Genomic DNA, 16,931 nt, shown 5'->3' on the forward strand with positions numbered 1-16,931 from the left:
CATGCCCGGCTACATTCGGCTTCGTTCGGAGAATGCTTATGTACCCGCTGACGCGATTCTGGGAGCATCTGGAGGAGGGCATCATCGCCTTCCTGCTGGCTGCCATGACCCTCGTGACGTTCGTCTACGTGGCGTTGAACAACATCTACACCCTGTTTTATTCCCTCAGCGATCAATGGGCCGTCAGCAGCGATTTCTTCGCCGGCATCGGCGACCACCTGATGGGTTACGCCCAGGGCATGACCTGGAGCGTGGCGCTGACCAAAGCCCTGTTTGGCTGGCTGATCTTCTTCGGGATTTCCTACGGCGTGCGCACGGCGGGCCACCTGGGCGTCGACGCGCTGGTCAGGAAAACCAGCAAGCCGGTGCAGCGGATTCTGGCGATGCTGGCCTGCGCCTGTTGCCTGGCGTACGCCGGCTTGTTCCTCGTCGCCAGCTACAAGTGGGTCGCAGCGCTGTTCATGGCCGGCATCGGTGCCGAGGACCTTGATCGGTTCGGCATCAAGGTCGCCTACATCGCCGTCATCGTGCCCATCGGCTTTGCTCTGGTGATCGCGCGCTACCTGGAAATCCTTTACCGCATCTGGACGCACCGGCAGACCGGTCTGGGTCTGGCCGACGAAGCGGCTGAAGCGAGCAAACTCGCCAACCCTGCCGAGGAGCAGCACTGATGACCGTTATCTGCCTGTTCCTGCTGCTATTCGTTTTCATGTTCCTGGGCGTGCCTATCGCTATTTCCCTGGGATTGTCCGGCGCCGTTTCGATCCTGCTGTTCAGCCCGGACTCGTTGAGTTCGCTGGCGATCAAACTGTTCGAAACCTCCGACAGCTACACCTTTCTGGCGATTCCGTTCTTCCTCTTGTCCGGGGCCTTCATGACCACCGGCGGGGTGGCGCAACGGCTGATCGACTTCGCCAACGCCTGCGTCGGCCACATTCGCGGCGGCCTGGCGATTGCGGCGGTGCTGGCGTGCATGCTGTTCGCGGCGTTGTCCGGTTCATCGCCCGCCACCGTGGCGGCCGTGGGGTCGATTGCGGTCGCCGGCATGGTGCGTTCCGGTTACCCGAAGGCATTCGGCGCGGGCATCATCTGCAACGCCGGTACGCTGGGCATTCTGATTCCGCCGTCCATCGTGATGGTGGTCTACGCCGCCGCGACGGAGACGTCGGTCGGCAAGCTGTTCATTGCCGGCGTGGTCCCCGGGATTCTGCTCGGTGTGATCCTGATGGTGGTGATCTACATCGTCGCCCGGGTCAAGAAACTCCCGGCCCAGCCACGGGTGACCTTCCGCCAGTGGCTGCACACGGCGCAACGGGCGTTTTGGGGTCTGATGCTGCTGGTCATTATTCTCGGCGGCATCTACAGCGGTATGTTCACGCCGACCGAAGCGGCGGCGGTGGCGGCGGTCTATTCGGCGTTCATCGCGCTGTTCGTTTACAAGGACATGAGCTTCAAGGACTGTCCGAAAGTGCTGCTGGAGTCCGGCCGGCTGTCGATCATGCTGATGTTCATCATCGCCAACGCCATGCTGTTCGCCCACGTCCTGACCACGGAGCAGATTCCGCAGCAGATCACCGCCTGGGTCATTTCCGAAGGCCTGACCCCGATCGGCTTCCTGATCATGGTGAACATCGTGCTGCTGGTCGCAGGTAGCTTCATGGAGCCTTCGGCAATCATCCTGATCCTGGCGCCGATCTTCTTCCCGATCGCGATGAAACTCGGCATCGACCCGATTCATTTGGGGATCGTCATGGTGGTCAATATGGAGATCGGGTTGGTCCACCCACCGGTGGGGCTGAACCTGTTCGTGACGTCTGCGGTGACGGGGCTGACACTGGGCGAGACCATCCGAGCGGCGCTGCCGTGGTTGTCGATCCTGCTGGTGTTCCTGCTGCTGGTGACCTACGTGCCTTATATCTCGCTGGCGCTGCCTAACTGGCTGGGGATGCCATGATCAATGGCGTGGCTAAGATCAAGATCTTTAAGATCAAGATCACAAGCGCCTGCCTAGGGGCAGACGTTTCGCCTTCGGCGAGTTACTTGGAAAAGCACCCCAAGTAACCAAGGGTGCTTGCTCCTGGTTTGGCCCTTCGTTCCTCAGGGTTCCTTCACTCCGGTCCCGCTCCGTGGGCCCGCCGCCATCCGCCATCCATGGCGGGGGGCGGCTCTCGCGGCATCCATGCCGCTCGGCCCACTCCGCGAGACCTGCGTTCAGCCTGCACCCAAGTCGCGATTGGCGGCGTCTGATCTATTGCGTACGAAGATCAAGATCTAAAGCAGATCCAAAGCAGATCAGGGGCAGAGCACGGCAGATCAAGCGCGGAGGATTTGTGGGGGTGAGCTTGCTCACGAAGGGGTCAGTACATTCACCAGGTTTCTGGTGTTTGGAATACAGCATTCGCGAGCAAGCTCGCTCCCACAGGCAGGAGGTGCTATCAGCAAAATTGTTGGCGGCTGGGCTTGCCTCTTCCCGGCTAAAGCCGGTCCCACTAAGGCAGCGCATGCACCCATTAAAATCGGCTCCCACTGTAGGACCGGCTTCAGCCGGGAAGCTTTTGCTTTGTGCTTTTGCTCTCGCCTTTGCTTTTGATCTTCGTACGCAAAGAGTTCAGACGACGCCAATCGCGACTTGGGTGCAGGCTGAACGCAGGTCTCGCGGAGTGGGCCGAGCCGCATGGATGCGGCGAGAGCCGCCCCCCGCCATGGATGGCGGATGGCGGCGGGCCCACGGAGCGAGGCCGGAGTGAAGGTACTCCGACGAAGGAGGAGCCAAGCCAGGAGCAAGCACCTTTGGTTACTTGGGGTGCTTTTCCAAGTAACTCGCCGAAGGCGAAATGTCTGCCCTTAGGCAGACGCTCTTGATCTCTCCAACGGACACTTCATTTCCCGAAGACCAAAAAAATCCGCGCTGCCTCGGGGAGAACAGCGCGGATCTTTAATCAATCACTCAATCAATGCACAAACAGTGCAATCAAAATAATGATCGGGATTGGAATGCCGAGGAACCACAGAAGTAGTGAACGCATGATGACTCTCCTTAATCAGCGAATGCTGGAAGTATTGGAATAAGCACGGGTTTCGACATACGTCACCGCATCACGACGACGACCACCCCAGATGGCAGCAAGGCTCGCGACGAACGCACCGCACAGCAGCGAAACGAAAGTCCACAGCGCAGCGGTTGCAGCAGCCTTCGCGGCAGCGTCGGCAGCCTGTTGAGCTTTCAGCTTGGCATCAGCCACGGCCTGCTTGGCCTGACCATAAACCTGATCAACCCGCGCCTGGGCATCGGCCTGACTCATGTTGGTACGCTGAGCGACCAGCTGAGCCAGATAAGTACGGTCTTCCGGCGCCAGCTGACCATCGTTGGCCATGGTTTTGGTGAAGATACGTACTACGACACCGTGGGCAGCATCATCGCTGACGGCGGCAGGGCGATCATCGCGGAACAGCGAATCGATGTAGTAGCCATACTGATCGCTGCTGGTATTGCCCGCTGCAGAACCGGCCGCGGTGGCGGCGGTGCCTGCAACACCGGCAACCGCGGTAGCGCCGGCTTTCACGCCGCTGCCGACGATGCCGCTGACCGAACCGACGATCAACACGGCAGCGACCAGCGTCGCCACAGCCCACGACAGGAAACCGTGCGCAGTATCACGGAAGTAAACTTCGTCACCGTGCATATTGGCCCATTTGACGCGCAGGCGGCCGGCGAGGTAACCGCCAAGACCGGAAGCCACGATCTGCGTCAGTGCGAGCCAGACGACCGTGGAAATACCGATGGTCTTCGCGCTGGCACCTTCGTTGGCCCAAGGCGACATCGCCGAGAAACCGAGGCCCGATCCCAGCAGGACCAGAATTAAGGACAGCGCGGCGGCGCCGGCGGCACCCGCGAAGATGGCCCCCCAGGACACGCCTGAGACCGAGGAGGACTCTTCTACAGCGGCAGGATAAGAATCAGGTGAGACGTTCATTGTGCTGCTCCGTGCGAATGATGTTGTGCTTCTCCCCATTACGGTGCACTGCCTGTGCCAGCAAACGATTCTTTAAAAAGACCAATAAAATCAGTTACTTATTGAGCAGGGTTTTTGACGTGTTCGTGCAAAATGCATGAACCCGATAAATCGACGGATGCGTTCTGCCCGGTCAATGGATTTCCATGCCTGTCAAAGGTTTGCGACAATCCTCTGCGACGGATTCCGTCAACGCGCAACATTCCGGCACATTTATGTGTGGACGTTGTCTCATAACATCAGCCCCGCAGGTTGACAGCCATAGTCCGCCCACGGCTCCTGTTTCTTCGAGAGGTAACCCAGCATGTTTGTCCATCGCCCCCTGGAAGAAAAAGACGTCCCTTTTATCTGCGACATGCCCCAGAGCATTGATGAGCTCTTCTATATGTTTCCAAAGGCGGTGTTCCCGCTGACACCGGAGCAGCTCAATGAATCCATCGCGCAGCGTTCGGACAACACCGTCATCGAGCTGGACGGCCAAGTGGTGGGATTCGCCAACTTCTCCCGATACGATTTCAGAGGCCGTTGTTCCATGGGCAACGTCATCATCGATCCGCGCTTTCGCTCAAAAGGCGTTGGCCGCTACATGATCGGCTGCATGATGGAGTTGGCCTTCGGCAAACACGAAGCGGCGGAGCTGACCGCCTCCTGCTTCAACCATAACGTCCCCGGACTGCTCTTCTACCCCAAGCTCGGTTTCAAGCCTTTCGCCATTGAAGAGCGCCTGGACAAGCGAGGCGCGCGCGTGGCCCTTATTCATCTCAAGTTGCCTCGAAGCTGACCCACAGACCGCTTGATGACGCCAGTCGTCGGGCGCCTCACGGCTGCCCGACGAACGGATGAGCACAACCCTCGGTCCCTGCAGGTCGACAAATCCCATTATTTCGCCAATTAAGCGATGAGCCGCGACGTTTCCAATCCGGTGAATCGTTTTTCCTTGAGCAACTTGGCTCGTGCGCAGCCATTTGCGGGTGGCAGGCAGCTGTTTGCCTCACTTTGGGGCGCGGCGTATAAGGTGAATATCCCTGATTGCCGGATGGCGGACGGGGTACGGGAAACTTCTCCACCTTCGTGGAATGGGTATTGATAGTCAGGCGAGCGGCTGAACGCATCAACCAGTCCTGCCTGTGGAGGATTGACGATGATTGCCTGTACGCTTTCTAACCTGGAACTGCGCGGCATTATAGAAAGCGCGTTTCTGCCCCTGCGGTGTCACTGCACCGTATTGGAGGACCTTATGACGGTTGAAGTCATCGACCCCGCGACCGAGCACGTCGAACTGTTCGCTTCCAATATTGCCTTGGACTCACTCGATAACAGCCACGCCTTGTGCGCGCTGATCCGGGATCTTCAGGCCGAGCTCGCAAAGGCCAGGCATTACCCCCATGCCCTGGCGAGCTGAGCGCAGGGCTCTAGCAATAATCGCCGTTCGGCCTTATGTTGGTGAGCATCGGCCCTGAGAGGCCAGGCGGGATATTGAGGATTTGCATGGCGCAGGCGCAACCCGAGATCGAGGCAGTACAAGAGCAGAGACCAGCGGCACCCTTGCGCCGTCGGCGCAAGGTCATGATCGGCGTCGGCGGCCTGCTGGGCATTGTGGTGGTAGGCGCGGTGACGATCGTCACGATGCTGGAGCAGCTGGAAATGCGAAATGCCAGCTTCCGACCGCCCATGACTTCCCTGGAACGGCAACAGCTCCTGCCACCGGAGCCTGTGCTGGAAGTCAAACCTCAGGTGGAAGGCCTGCGCTACGGCGCCGCCATTTTGCCGGATCAGGCTGCGAGCGCCGATTCCGCCACGCCTGAACAGGCGTCGGCTTCAGCAGCGGCCCTGCTCTTTAGCGCGCCGTCTTCGCCCCTTGGCCCTGCAGCCCTCACGACACCTGATCCGCTGTCCAGCAAGCCAACGGGCATCGCTCAGGCGATCCACGTGCATAACAGCGCGCAGTAGGCCCCACCTTTCTCAATGCATCCGGCGACGGTGCTCATTTTCGAATAGCAGTTTGAACTGCTCTTCGCCGTTGTCTTGAACCGCATAGTGCTCGCGAACAGGCCCTGCTTCGATGCGGCCATCCATTGCGACGCGGATGACGGCTGACTTGGGCAGATAGTCCGGCACGTCACCGATGATCGTCAGCTCGCGCAGGCGGTGGCCGTCGTGCTCTATGGTAGTAAGCCGCACTCGGCAGGTTGCCTGCATGGGGATAGGCCCAAACAGCGTGTCCCGCGAATAATCAATTTCGGCGATGCTGGACCGACGGGTTTTATCAGCATTCATAAGGTCACCTCTCTCTGTCCATTGGAAAGTGTTCAAGCATGACAATGGAGGCATGGCAGGCCGGAATAGTTCTCATCGCTGCTGACGATAGTTCTCCATTCATCCGATACGCCAGTGCGCGCCCGTGCGTTTCGGGAGAGTGATGGTAATTACCGGGGTCGATAATTCTGACGTCAATAAACACGACGGCACTTAAACGGTTATAGGACAGTACAAGCGGAGCGTGACACTAAAAGCACGTCGCATGTTGCGAAGAAAGCCGCTTATATCCGTCAACGACATGAGATCTGAGATTAAATTGCGAAAGGCTCTTATTTTATAAATCCATGGGCGCCTGCCTGTGCGACGGAATAATGGCGTCACATTTAAAAAATCTATATAAAACAATGACTTGTGTATTGAAATCGTCACGCAGGACGTTTTCTCGGAAAATTGACACTTCGCCGGTTATTTGCAACCATCACTTTACGTTTTCAAGTCTGATGATCTGCACTTAGTGCAAGCGTCGACACTTCTCTTTTCGGGATTAATCTTTTCAGACGCGCGACGAGTTGGCGGTAGCGTCCCTGGAGAAACCTTGAAAAGAGCAGCGTAAAGAATAGGCACCCGGGCAGGCTCGGAAAAGGCCCCGCCACCCGGCAAGCAGCGTGTCAGAGCCTGCGCCGATTGATCGACCGCGCATTGATCGTCCGACCTTCCAGAGCCGCAAACGTGACGCAAATCACCGCGGTTGTCATGCCTGCCGAGTGCAGTAGTTCAATAACAGCGCCTTTATTTTTCAACTTGAAAGTCCAGACATCGCCTCAGCGATAGCGGTTGAACGCGCACGCAAGTGCGGCGGTTTATAACGCACGTGGCGATACGGTAACGACCCAGCGTGGAGTGACAGTTATGCAAGGAGATCATCTGGAAACCGTTTGCGGTTGCGTAGTAGGGGGTGCCGGACCTGCGGGAATGGGACTGCTTTTCAATGCATTGAAAAGTGGCGCCATGCCAGAACTGGCCAAGGAAGGTTTAATCATCGTCGACGCGAGTCCCACGCCGGGCACGGGTCGTTTGGGCGATTACCGGATCACCGCCAACTCGGTGGGCGATGTGTTCCTGGATTGTCTGCGCGACCCGGCTCTGCGTGATGTATTCGAACCCCTCGAACATTCGCCCGCTTATTGGCGCATCCGTCGTCAGGCGCAAAGTGCGCCGCAATTGGCGGACGTCGCCGAACTGCTGGCGGAAGCCTCGACGCTGGTGCTCGACTTTATCGTCGAGCGGTACGGCGTGAAGTTATGGAGCAGCACGACGATCACCGAGATCGTGCGCGACGGCGATGACTATCAGGTGTGGGTCGAGTCCGATGGCCGCAGTCAGCGAATTCGCAGCCGTGCAGTCGTCCTCAATCTGGGGGGTTGGCAGGACCCGCAGCATCTCCTCGACAGCCTGGCGGATCAAGGCCTCGCGGTGCCGCCCTCGGCGCAGATCGAGAGCGCCGATGCGCTGCTGAGAATGAACGCCGTGCAACTGCGCCATCTCTTCGCGAAGACGCTGGCGGCCAAGGGTCGGGTGTGCGTCGTGGGCGGTTCCCACAGCGCGTTCTCGGTGCTGGAAAACCTGGCCGACGCGCTGGAGTTTGCCGGCCTGGAGGAGGTCACGCTGGTCCACCGTTCGCCGATCCGCCTGTTTTACGAAACCGCTCAGGCCGCGCTGGATGCAGGCTATGTGTTCGATGCGGTCAGGGATGTCTGCCCGGTGTCGGGGCGGGTCAACCGGTCAGGCGGTTTGCGCTATAGGGCGCTGGACGTGGGGCGTGAAGCCTTGTCCAAAGGCCAGATCGGCAAGACCGGCGTACGCGTGCAGCTGCTGCAAACCCATCAGGGTCCGACCGATCAGTTCGAGCGCGCCCGTCTGGCGCTGGCGGAAGCCGACATTGTGGTGCAGTGCACGGGTTATCAGCCGTTGCTGCCAGCCTTGAGTAATGCCGGTGGCGAGGCCATCACGCTGATGGAGGTCAAGGGCGGGCTGGATTCAGATCCAACGGGTTGCCCGCTCGACGCCAGCGGTCAGCGCCTGCACGGCCTGCACCTGTTCGGCCTGGGGGCCGGGCTGGGGGTTGATCCGCGATTAGGCAGCGAAGCATCGTTTGACGGCCGCATCTATGGGGTCTGGCAGTTCCATCACGACGCCAGCGGCGTGGTGATCGATTCGGTCCTGACCCGCTTGCAGACCCCGGCACTGCAGCCGGTCGCTGCGGCGCCACGGTGGGTGTCCAGTCGCAGCGAAGAACGTTTGCCGTTCCTCTGGCCCGTGCTGATCAACGCGCAATCCTGAGGCACATTGCAACACCTGCATCCCGGCGCTCCTTTGGTTAGGCAGCCCGGGATTTTTTTTGCCCGAGAGGCGACCAGGCGTCGGTCACTTGCCCGGAGTGTGCGTCGCCAGCTCCATGATCATCCGCGTCAGCAGGTAGATGCGCGGCGATACGCTGTCGACTTCGGCATATTCCTCGGGCGTGTGAATATTGCCGCCAACGATGCCGAAGCCATCCAGGGTTGGCACGCCGACCCCGGCCGAGAGGCTCGCATCGGCCGCGCCGCCGCTGCCTTCGATGGTCAGTTTGCGGCCGATCTCGCCGTAGATGCCCTGGGCGATATCGACCAGCTTGTCGGTTTCCGGCGTCTGCGGCATGGGTGGCAAACCGCGCTCCAGGCGGGTGGTCACTTGGGTGTCCGGGATCAGTTTGTCAGCCGACACCCGCGCCAGATCCTTCTCGATGCGGTCGAACTCTTCCGGCACGGCGGCGCGCACATCGGCCTTGGCGGTGGCCTGATCGGGGATGACGTTGGTGCGATCGCCGGCGTTGAGCACGGTGAAATTGATCGTGGTCTTCTTCTCGGCGTCGCCCAGCTTGCCCAGTTGCAGAATCTGATGCGCCACCTCCATGGCCGCGTTGCGCCCCAGTTCCGGCGCGACGCCGGCGTGGGACGCCTTGCCTTTTACCTCAACCACTGCGGTGGCGCTGCCTTTGCGCCAGATCACCAGACCGTCGGCGGGGCGCCCCGGCTCCAGGTTCAGGGTCACATCGTGCTGTTTGGCGACCTTCTGGATCAGCGCGGTGGCGGCGGCGGAACCGGTCTCCTCGCTGGCGTCCAGCAGGAAGGTAATCTGCGCGTAGTCCTTGAAGTCGAGCTTCTTCAGAATCTTCAGCGCGTAAAGGCCGGCAACGATGCCGCCCTTGTCGTCCATCACCCCTGGCCCGTACGCACGGCCGTCCTTGATGTGGAACGGGCGGGCGGCGGCGGAACCTTCCTTGAACACGGTGTCCATGTGCGCCATCAGCAGTATCTTCGCCTTGCCGCTCCCTTTGAGCGTCGCGACCACATGCTGGCTCTTGTCCGGCGCGGTGTTGGGGATCATCTCGATGGTCGCGCCGAGGGCCTTGAGCTGGGCGACGACGATGTCACGCACTTGGGTCAGTCCCGGCTCGTAGCCGGAGCCGGTATCGATATTGACCAATTGTTCCAGCAGCTTCAGCGCGTCGTCCTTGGATTGCTCGGCATCCGCCTGAACCTGTTTATTGGGCTCGGCAAACGCAGGCGCTGCCGCGGAGAATGCGATACCGAAGGCCAGCGCGCTGGCGAGGAGAGAGCGGGAAAACGGTGAGGTCATGGTCGATCCTTGAAGTGGCATAAAAGGGCTGGAGAGACACCGTAGCCCGTTGCGCAGGATCGTGCATGTCAAAACGCGTTATTCACATCGACAAAAACGCCGAACCTTTAGGCTGGGCTACCCTCAACATTCCTACGTCAGTCATCAGAGGAGAGGCATCCCATGCCGGTTAAGCACGATTTGTACGCGGACCTGAGCATCACCAAAGACGAGCTCGCCAAGCGCAAGGGCACCGACGCGAAGCTCAATGCCCTGGTCGAGCACTACAATGAGCTGGACATCCATATTGTCAGCGCCGAAGAGGCGGGCGATATTCCCGACGATGAGTTGAAGAAGCTCAAGGAAAAAAGGCTGCAGGCCAAAGACACCATCGCCAGCCACCTGAATACCTCAGGCTGATCGGGTCAAACGACTCAGCAACTAAAACGGCCGATCTCTTATGGAGGTCGGCCGTTTTTAGTTGGCGATTCCGGATGCCTGACAACTTGTCGCGGCATCTGGAAGTGCATCGCCCAATACGCTGGATCTGTGTGTTCGCTCGCGCTTAGTTATCGGCGTGGGCGACTTCGATGGATCCAAAGTTCAGACGAAAAAAAACGGCGTCTGGTCAGTCGCCGTCGCCGATCTGTCAGCACCGGGTGGCCGCTGACAGTAATCGAATAAGCATAAACCGGAGGGTTTATTGCGGATCCTGGTCGGGTGCAGCCTCGGCCTTGATGCGCTTGTAGATTTCTTCGCGGTGCACTGAAACATCTTTCGGAGCGTTGATGCCAAGACGGACTTGGAGACCCTGAACGCCCAGAATGGTAACGGTGATGTCGTCACCAATGTTTATGCTTTCGCCGACTTTGCGGGTGAGTATCAACATAATCTTTTCCTTGATGGCCTCATGAAGCGCCTCTACCGGGAGGCTGGCGTGAGCCTTTGGGTGGTGGTGATTGCCGATTGCATCCAAATGCGTTCATCAGTATGACGCCATTGGTACGATTTTAATTCCCCAGGTTCATCGTCTTGTCACAGTTAGCGCCGCTCCTGGGTCGAACGGCAGGGGAATCTTGCCTGATACTGGCGGTAAATTCCCGTGCAAATCGGCCATCGTTTGATAGCCGGATTCCGCGCGGCGCCTATTCCACACTCCTTTAGCCTTTATTGCAAAGAACTCATGCGGGCCGGTGATGAAATTTTCATTAGATTGCCCCGTACGAGTTCTCAGAACGGAGTGTAGGAGACTTCCGAAATGAGTACCGGCAAAACGCCGTAACTTTAATCGAATTGATGAGGGGATGTGTGAACGGTTTTGTATCAAGCCCCGGTTTATCAGACCTGAAGACTCGGACGTCGACATCGGGATAGGAGCGGAAGGGGGCGAGGGGGGCTGAAATAACATGCCCACCGCGGGGGTGGGCATGGATGCAACAGGGAGGCATGGCCGCGTCAATATGCCGCGATCAATGCATCAGACGACCAGCGACAGCAGCATGATCAGGATGATGCCCACCACCGACAGGATGGTTTCCATCACGGTCCAGGTTTTCAGGGTTTCAGCCACGGTCATGTTGAAGTACTGCTTGACCAGCCAGAAACCCGCATCGTTCACGTGGGACAGAATCAGCGAACCGGCACCGGTTGCCAGAACCAGCAGTTCGCGGTTCACCCCCGGGATCATGCCAACCACCGGCGCGACGATCCCGGCACCGGTGATGGTCGCGACGGTCGCGGAACCGGTGGCGATACGGATCACTGCAGCCACCAGCCACGCCAGCAGAATCGGCGAGATCTGCGCCTGCACGGCCATGTGGCCGATGAGGTTACCGACGCCACTGTCCACCAGCATCTGCTTGAAGCCACCGCCGGCACCGACGATCAGCACGATCGCGGCCACTGGCGCCAGGCTCTGGTCGAGCAGCTTGATGATGTGATCGCGGCTGAAGCCACGGGCCGAACCGAAGGTGTAGAACGCCAGCAGCAGGGCGAACAGGAGAGCAGCGATCGGGTGACCGATGAAGTCCATCCAGATGCGGAAGATGTGACCGGCTGGCAGCGCAACGTCGGCAAACGTCTTGAGCAGCATCAGGAACACCGGCAGCAGGATGGTCACCAGCGTGATGGCAAAGCTTGGCAGGTTGTCGTTGGTCGATTCCTTGGCAATCTGGTCCATCAGCTCTTTCGACGGGTTGCCCGGAATGCGCTTGGCAATCCATTTACCGTAGATCGGGCCGGCGATGATGGCGGTCGGGAACGCGACGATCAGACCGTAGAAAATGGTCTTGCCGATATCGGCGTTGAAGATGCCGATCGCCAGCAACGGACCCGGATGCGGCGGCACCAGACCGTGGACGGCCGACAGACCGGCCAGCAACGGGATACCGATCTTGACGATGGACACGCCGCTGCGACGGGCAACGATGAACACCAGCGGGATCAGCAGCACGAAGCCGATTTCGAAGAACAGCGGGATGCCCACCAGAAACGCCGAAAACATCATGGCCCAGTGCACGCGGTCCTTGCCGAAGCGACGGATCAGCGTCTGGGCGATCTGGTCAGCACCGCCGGAGTCGGCCATCAGCTTGCCGAGCATGGTGCCCAGGCCGAGGATGATGCCGACGAAACCCAGCACGCCGCCGAAACCGTCCTGGAACGATTTCATCACTTTGTCGACCGGCATCCCGGAGGTCAGCCCGAGAAAACCGGCAGCGATGGTCAATGCAATAAAGGGGTGGACTTTGAACTTGGTGATCAGAAGCACAAGGCCAATGATGGTCACCAACGCATCGACCAGCAGATACGTGTCTTGAGTCATACCGAACATGGGGGTGTCTCTCCGTTGTATTTTGTTTTTTTGGAGCTGCTGCTTGACGCTGTCGCTCTCTGCCCTGTGAAGCAAGGGCAGCGTCATCAGAGACAGCGCTACCTTTGCCGCTCACGCCTGATCGAGGATCAAGAGCCGGTGCGCGCGGTGACAGATGGGGTTTGAGCCTCGGAGCCAGACTCGCTCCACCACGTGGCCGCTTCCTTACCGATGGTCTCGATCGATTGGGTCGCGTCCACCACCAGTGTGCGGTCCTCGTTATACGGAGGCTCGAGGGTCGCGAACTGGCTGTCGACCAGACTGGCCGGCATGAAGTGGCCCGGGCGATGGGAGCAGCGTTCGGTGGCGAGTTCTTTGGTCAGCTCCAGAAACACGAAGCCCAGCTCCGGCACGGCTGCACGCAGACGTTCGCGGTAGATGAGCTTGAGGGAGGAGCAGGTCAGGACAGGTTTTTCGCCGTTCTTCACAGCGGCGGCAACTTCTTCGCCGAGTCGGGTCAGCCAGCCGGCGCGATCGTTGTCGTCAAGGGGATGGCCCGCGCTCATCTTGTCGATGTTGGCTTGAGGATGGAACGCATCACCCTCGATCAGGCGGCCGCCGCTGTTTTTAGCGATGGCCTCGCCGACGGCGCTCTTGCCGCAGCCGGAAACACCCATTACCACGATGGCGGAAATAGCATGTGGAGCAGTAGTCATAAAAACCTCGTCCCGGAGACAGCGCTATCTTCGCCGAATGGTGTGCAAGTCCGGCGAGACTGTTTCCAGGTGTAGTCATTGTTATGGGTATCTCGCTGATCCATGAGATGCAAAACCCGGTCGTGGAATCGATCGAAAAGTTGCGGGCCTCCGTGAGATAGCGCTACCTTAGAGCCCATCCCACACAATCGCAACCCCCGCAGCTTTCTTCCAATCAGTTGGCAACGCATGACACGTATTGGTTCCCGCTCCACCGGTCGTCCCACCCTCAACGAAGTCGCCAAACTGGCCGCCGTCTCGCCGATTACCGCGTCCCGGGCCTTGCGTGGCGTGGCCACTGTGGCGCCGGAGCTGGTGGAAAAAGTCCGCGCTGCTGCGCTGAGTCTAGGCTATGTCACCAATCCTGCCGCCCGGGCGCTGGCGTCTTCGCACAGTCAGTCGGTGGTGGTGCTGGTGCCGTCGCTGTCCAACCAGTTGTTCATCGAAACCCTTGAGGCGATTCAAACGGTTCTGCGCCCGCGCGGGCTGGAAGTGGTGATCGGTAATTATCACTACTCGCCTATAGAAGAAGAGAACCTGCTGCGCAGTCATCTGTCCCACCGGCCGCGGGGGATTCTGCTGACAGGGTTTGATCGCAGCGTGGCGGCGCAGCAGTTGCTGGCGTCCAGTGGCGTGCCCTGCGTGCACATGATGGAGCTGGACCCGACCCGTGCCGAGCCCTGCGTGGGGTTTTCCCAGCAACAGGCGGGTGCCGAGGCGGCGCGGCATCTGTTGAGTCGTGGCCGGCGGCGGCTGGCCTATGTGTCGGCGCAGCTTGATCCACGGGTGATTCAACGGGGCGTCGGCTTTCGCGGCGCATTGGAGCAGGAAGGGCTGTATGACGAAGCGCTGCAATTGGCGTCGCCGCTGCCGTCGTCCATCGGTTTGGGGAGTGAGTTGTTCGCCCGTTTGATGGAAACCCATCCGGACGTCGACGGGGTGTTTTTCTGCAATGACGACCTGGCCCAGGGTGCATCGCTGGAAGCCCTGCGGCGGGGCATTCGTATTCCGGAGCAGGTGTCGCTGATCGGCTTCAACGACCTGCCGGGCTCGGCGCACATGGTGCCGCGCCTGACCTCCATCCGCACCCCGCGCGAACAGGTCGGCCAGCGCGCCGCGCAGTTACTGCTCGGCTTGCTGGACGGCACGGTTCAAGAGGCACAGGTGGATCTGGGGTTTGAACTGGTGGTGCGGGAGAGCACGTAGCTCCCTCGCACCCTTGGATCAATGCTCCTTCTTGAATGCGAGGCGGAACTCATGCAGCAGCGGTTCGGTGTAGCCGCTCGGCTGTTCGCGGCCTTTGAACACCAGCGCGCTGGCGGCCTGGAAGGCCACTGACTTCTCGAAATTGCCGGCCATTGGCGTGTAGGCCGAGTCACCGGCGTTTTGCCGGTCGACCACCTTGGCCATACGTTTCAATGCATCTTTCACGTAGTCCTCGGAGACCACGCCGTGGCGCAGCCAGTTGGCGATGTGCTGGCTGGAAATACGCAGCGTCGCGCGGTCTTCCATCAGGCCGACGTTGTGGATGTCCGGCACCTTCGAACAGCCAACGCCTTGCTCCACCCAGCGCACCACATAACCCAGCAGCCCTTGGGCATTGTTTTCAACTTCCTCGCGAATCTGATCCTCGTTCCACTCCGCCTTTTCGACGGCCGGAATGCTCAGCAGGTCCAGCAGAATGTCTTCGCTGATGCTGTCCAGGTCGACCTGTTCCAGCTCCTGCTGCACCGCTTTCACGTCCACTTTGTGGTAGTGCAGCGCGTGCAAGGTGGCCGCCGTTGGCGAAGGCACCCACGCGGTGGTCGCGCCGGATTTCGGGTGCGCGATCTTCTGCTCCAGCATGTCGGCCATCAGGTCCGGCATTGCCCACATGCCCTTGCCGATCTGCGCACGGCCGCGCAGTCCGCAGGCCAGGCCGACCAGCACGTTATTGCGCTCATACGCTTTGATCCACGGCGTGGCTTTCATGTCGCCCTTGCGCAGCATCGGCCCGGCTTCCATCGAGCTGTGCATCTCGTCGCCAGTGCGGTCGAGGAAGCCGGTGTTGATGAATGCCACCCGCGACGATGCCGCTTCGATGCACGCCTTGAGGTTGACGCTGGTGCGCCGCTCTTCGTCCATGATCCCCATCTTCAAGGTGTTACGCGGGATCTTCAGCGCGTCTTCGATGCGACTGAACAGCGTGTTGGCAAACGCCACTTCGTCCGGGCCGTGCATCTTCGGTTTGACGATGTAGACGCTGCCGGCGCGGGAGTTGGTGCGGTTATGCAAGTCATGCAAGGCGATCAGGCTGGTGATGACACCGTCGAGAATGCCTTCGGGGATTTCCTTGTTGCCGTCGTAGAGGATCGCCGGGTTGGTCATCAGGTGGCCAACGTTGCGGATGAACAGCAGCGAGCGCCCGTGCAGGGTGATCGCGCTGCCGTCGGCGGCCGTGTACTGGCGGTCGGCGTTCAGGCGACGGGTGATGGTTTTGCCGTTCTTGACCAGCGCTTCGGTCAGGTCGCCTTTCATCAGGCCCAGCCAGTTGCGGTAGATCACCAGCTTGTCGTCGGCATCGACGGCGGCGACCGAGTCTTCGCAGTCGATGATGGTCGACAGGGCGGCTTCCAGCAGCAGGTCCTTGATCCCGGCCGGGTCAGTGGCGCCGATGGGGCTGGCCGGGTCGATCTGGATTTCGATGTGCAGGCCGTTGTTCTTCAGCAGGATCGCATTCGGCTGGCGCGGCTCGCCCTGATAGCCGACGTATTTCTCGGGCTGGGCAAGGCGCGACGGGCTGCCGTCGGCGAGGGTGACCAGCAATTCGCCGCTGTCCACCGCGTAGGCCTTCGCGCCGACGTGGGAACCGGTGGCCAGGGGCGCGGCTTCATCGAGCAGGGCGCGGGCGAAGGCGATGACTTTCTCGCCCCGCAGCGGGTTGTAACCGGCTTTGATCTCGGCGCCGTTCGCCGAGGAAATGGTATCGGTGCCGTACAGCGCGTCGTACAGCGAACCCCAGCGCGCATTGGCGGCATTAAGGGCGTAACGGGCGTTGGCAGCGGGCACCACCAATTGCGGGCCAGCCTGTTCGCTGACTTCGATATCCACCTTGTTGGTGGACACCTGGACCTGCGCCGGTACCTGCTTGAGGTAGCCGATGCTGTCGAGGAAGGCGATGTATGCCGGCATGTCGTTGACCGGGCCGGGGTTGGATTTGTGCCACTTATCCAGCTGAGCCTGTAGGCGGTCGCGCTCTTTCAGCAGTTCGCGGTTGACCGGGGCGAGGTCGTGGACCAGCGAGTCGAAATCGGCCCAGAACAGCTCCGGGGTCAGGCCTGTCCCGGGAATCACTTCCTCGTCGACAAAGCGCTTGAGGTTGGCCGCCACTTTAAGGTTGTGGCAATTGACGAACTCGGTCATCTCGGTCTCCATCATGAATTGGGTTTGCAGCGTTGC

15 protein-coding genes are annotated in these 16,931 nt (G+C 60.0%); 8 read left to right on the plus strand and 7 right to left on the minus strand.

Annotated features, from left to right (window positions below):
• Window positions 1-38 precede the first annotated feature (38 nt).
• Together BBI10_RS14815 and dctM are read left to right on the plus strand one after the other, a co-directional pair.
• Window positions 39-671 carry a TRAP transporter small permease gene (locus BBI10_RS14815; RefSeq protein ID WP_065989497.1) on the plus strand — a complete coding sequence of 211 codons (633 nt, stop codon included), beginning with the start codon at window positions 39-41 and terminating at the stop codon, window positions 669-671.
• Window positions 671-1,954 carry a C4-dicarboxylate TRAP transporter large permease protein DctM gene (gene dctM, locus BBI10_RS14820; RefSeq protein WP_065989499.1) on the plus strand — a complete coding sequence of 428 codons (1,284 nt, stop codon included), beginning with the start codon at window positions 671-673 and terminating at the stop codon, window positions 1,952-1,954. Before BBI10_RS14815 ends, dctM begins: the two co-directional genes overlap by 1 nt.
• 1,087 nt (window positions 1,955-3,041) lie before the next feature.
• On the opposite strand, the gene BBI10_RS14825 is transcribed toward dctM, so the two are convergent.
• Window positions 3,042-3,974 carry a hypothetical protein gene (locus BBI10_RS14825; RefSeq protein ID WP_065989501.1) on the minus strand — a complete coding sequence of 311 codons (933 nt, stop codon included), beginning with the start codon at window positions 3,972-3,974 and terminating at the stop codon, window positions 3,042-3,044.
• Window positions 3,975-4,317: 343 nt separating this feature from the next.
• On the opposite strand from BBI10_RS14825, the gene BBI10_RS14830 reads away from it, so the two are divergent.
• From BBI10_RS14830 to BBI10_RS14840, 3 genes are all read left to right on the plus strand, one after another.
• Window positions 4,318-4,794, plus strand: coding sequence for a GNAT family N-acetyltransferase (locus BBI10_RS14830; protein ID WP_065989503.1), 477 nt, complete (start codon window positions 4,318-4,320; stop codon window positions 4,792-4,794).
• Between the two features lie 360 nt (window positions 4,795-5,154).
• Entirely contained in the window at window positions 5,155-5,415 is a 261-nt protein-coding gene (locus BBI10_RS14835; protein ID WP_065989505.1) for a DUF1652 domain-containing protein, read from the plus strand.
• Window positions 5,416-5,501: 86 nt separating this feature from the next.
• The gene (locus tag BBI10_RS14840; protein ID WP_065989507.1) at window positions 5,502-5,963 is read left to right on the plus strand and encodes a hypothetical protein; all 462 of its coding nucleotides are present in this window, start codon (window positions 5,502-5,504) and stop codon (window positions 5,961-5,963) included.
• A 12-nt stretch (window positions 5,964-5,975) separates the two neighbouring features.
• Here the strand turns inward: BBI10_RS14840 and BBI10_RS14845 are convergent, their stop codons facing one another.
• On the minus strand, window positions 5,976-6,290 hold the full coding sequence (locus tag BBI10_RS14845; RefSeq protein ID WP_065989512.1) for a hypothetical protein: 315 nt from the start codon (window positions 6,288-6,290) through the stop codon (window positions 5,976-5,978).
• Window positions 6,291-7,244: 954 nt separating this feature from the next.
• On the opposite strand from BBI10_RS14845, the gene BBI10_RS14850 reads away from it, so the two are divergent.
• Complete coding sequence (locus BBI10_RS14850) at window positions 7,245-8,612, plus strand: pyridine nucleotide-disulfide oxidoreductase (protein WP_432213750.1); 1,368 nt, start codon at window positions 7,245-7,247, stop codon at window positions 8,610-8,612.
• A gap of 84 nt (window positions 8,613-8,696) precedes the next feature.
• On the opposite strand, the gene BBI10_RS14855 is transcribed toward BBI10_RS14850, so the two are convergent.
• A complete protein-coding gene (locus BBI10_RS14855; RefSeq protein WP_065989516.1) occupies window positions 8,697-9,950 on the minus strand; it encodes a M20/M25/M40 family metallo-hydrolase in 1,254 nt (417 codons plus the stop codon).
• 162 nt (window positions 9,951-10,112) lie between these two features.
• On the opposite strand from BBI10_RS14855, the gene BBI10_RS14860 reads away from it, so the two are divergent.
• Window positions 10,113-10,349, plus strand: coding sequence for a DUF465 domain-containing protein (locus BBI10_RS14860; RefSeq protein ID WP_065989518.1), 237 nt, complete (start codon window positions 10,113-10,115; stop codon window positions 10,347-10,349).
• 280 nt (window positions 10,350-10,629) lie between these two features.
• On the opposite strand, the gene csrA is transcribed toward BBI10_RS14860, so the two are convergent.
• The 3 genes from csrA to BBI10_RS14875 all read right to left on the minus strand — a co-directional run bounded on the left by csrA (window position 10,630) and on the right by BBI10_RS14875 (window position 13,415).
• Window positions 10,630-10,818 carry a carbon storage regulator CsrA gene (gene csrA / locus BBI10_RS14865; RefSeq protein WP_065989520.1) on the minus strand — a complete coding sequence of 63 codons (189 nt, stop codon included), beginning with the start codon at window positions 10,816-10,818 and terminating at the stop codon, window positions 10,630-10,632.
• Window positions 10,819-11,406: 588 nt separating this feature from the next.
• A complete protein-coding gene (locus BBI10_RS14870; protein ID WP_065989522.1) occupies window positions 11,407-12,759 on the minus strand; it encodes a GntP family permease in 1,353 nt (450 codons plus the stop codon).
• Between the two features lie 128 nt (window positions 12,760-12,887).
• Window positions 12,888-13,415 carry a gluconokinase gene (locus BBI10_RS14875; RefSeq protein WP_167355801.1) on the minus strand — a complete coding sequence of 176 codons (528 nt, stop codon included), beginning with the start codon at window positions 13,413-13,415 and terminating at the stop codon, window positions 12,888-12,890.
• Between the two features lie 267 nt (window positions 13,416-13,682).
• On the opposite strand from BBI10_RS14875, the gene BBI10_RS14880 reads away from it, so the two are divergent.
• Window positions 13,683-14,699, plus strand: coding sequence for a LacI family DNA-binding transcriptional regulator (locus BBI10_RS14880; RefSeq protein WP_065989526.1), 1,017 nt, complete (start codon window positions 13,683-13,685; stop codon window positions 14,697-14,699).
• Between the two features lie 18 nt (window positions 14,700-14,717).
• Here BBI10_RS14880 and BBI10_RS14885 read toward each other — a convergent pair whose 3' ends face one another.
• On the minus strand, window positions 14,718-16,895 hold the full coding sequence (locus BBI10_RS14885; protein ID WP_065989528.1) for a malate synthase G: 2,178 nt from the start codon (window positions 16,893-16,895) through the stop codon (window positions 14,718-14,720).
• Window positions 16,896-16,931: the final 36 nt, after the last annotated feature.

The sequence above is a fragment of the Pseudomonas graminis genome, from assembly GCF_001705435.1.
GTDB lineage: Bacteria > Pseudomonadota > Gammaproteobacteria > Pseudomonadales > Pseudomonadaceae > Aquipseudomonas > Aquipseudomonas graminis_B.

What these genes read in the sequence shown, in the direction of transcription:
- BBI10_RS14835 (WP_065989505.1), top strand. Translation starts at nt 5,155, where the DNA reads ATGATTGCCTGTACGCTTTCTAACCTGGAACTGCGCGGCATTATAGAA.
- BBI10_RS14840 (WP_065989507.1), top strand. Translation starts at nt 5,502, where the DNA reads ATGGCGCAGGCGCAACCCGAGATCGAGGCAGTACAAGAGCAGAGACCA.
- csrA (WP_065989520.1), bottom strand. Translation starts at nt 10,818, where the DNA reads ATGTTGATACTCACCCGCAAAGTCGGCGAAAGCATAAACATTGGTGAC.
- dctM (WP_065989499.1), top strand. Translation starts at nt 671, where the DNA reads ATGACCGTTATCTGCCTGTTCCTGCTGCTATTCGTTTTCATGTTCCTG.
- BBI10_RS14825 (WP_065989501.1), bottom strand. Translation starts at nt 3,974, where the DNA reads ATGAACGTCTCACCTGATTCTTATCCTGCCGCTGTAGAAGAGTCCTCC.
- BBI10_RS14815 (WP_065989497.1), top strand. Translation starts at nt 39, where the DNA reads ATGTACCCGCTGACGCGATTCTGGGAGCATCTGGAGGAGGGCATCATC.
- BBI10_RS14845 (WP_065989512.1), bottom strand. Translation starts at nt 6,290, where the DNA reads ATGAATGCTGATAAAACCCGTCGGTCCAGCATCGCCGAAATTGATTAT.
- BBI10_RS14855 (WP_065989516.1), bottom strand. Translation starts at nt 9,950, where the DNA reads ATGACCTCACCGTTTTCCCGCTCTCTCCTCGCCAGCGCGCTGGCCTTC.
- BBI10_RS14850 (WP_432213750.1), top strand. Translation starts at nt 7,245, where the DNA reads ATGGGACTGCTTTTCAATGCATTGAAAAGTGGCGCCATGCCAGAACTG.
- BBI10_RS14885 (WP_065989528.1), bottom strand. Translation starts at nt 16,895, where the DNA reads ATGACCGAGTTCGTCAATTGCCACAACCTTAAAGTGGCGGCCAACCTC.
- BBI10_RS14875 (WP_167355801.1), bottom strand. Translation starts at nt 13,415, where the DNA reads ATGGGTGTTTCCGGCTGCGGCAAGAGCGCCGTCGGCGAGGCCATCGCT.
- BBI10_RS14870 (WP_065989522.1), bottom strand. Translation starts at nt 12,759, where the DNA reads ATGTTCGGTATGACTCAAGACACGTATCTGCTGGTCGATGCGTTGGTG.
- BBI10_RS14880 (WP_065989526.1), top strand. Translation starts at nt 13,683, where the DNA reads ATGACACGTATTGGTTCCCGCTCCACCGGTCGTCCCACCCTCAACGAA.
- BBI10_RS14830 (WP_065989503.1), top strand. Translation starts at nt 4,318, where the DNA reads ATGTTTGTCCATCGCCCCCTGGAAGAAAAAGACGTCCCTTTTATCTGC.
- BBI10_RS14860 (WP_065989518.1), top strand. Translation starts at nt 10,113, where the DNA reads ATGCCGGTTAAGCACGATTTGTACGCGGACCTGAGCATCACCAAAGAC.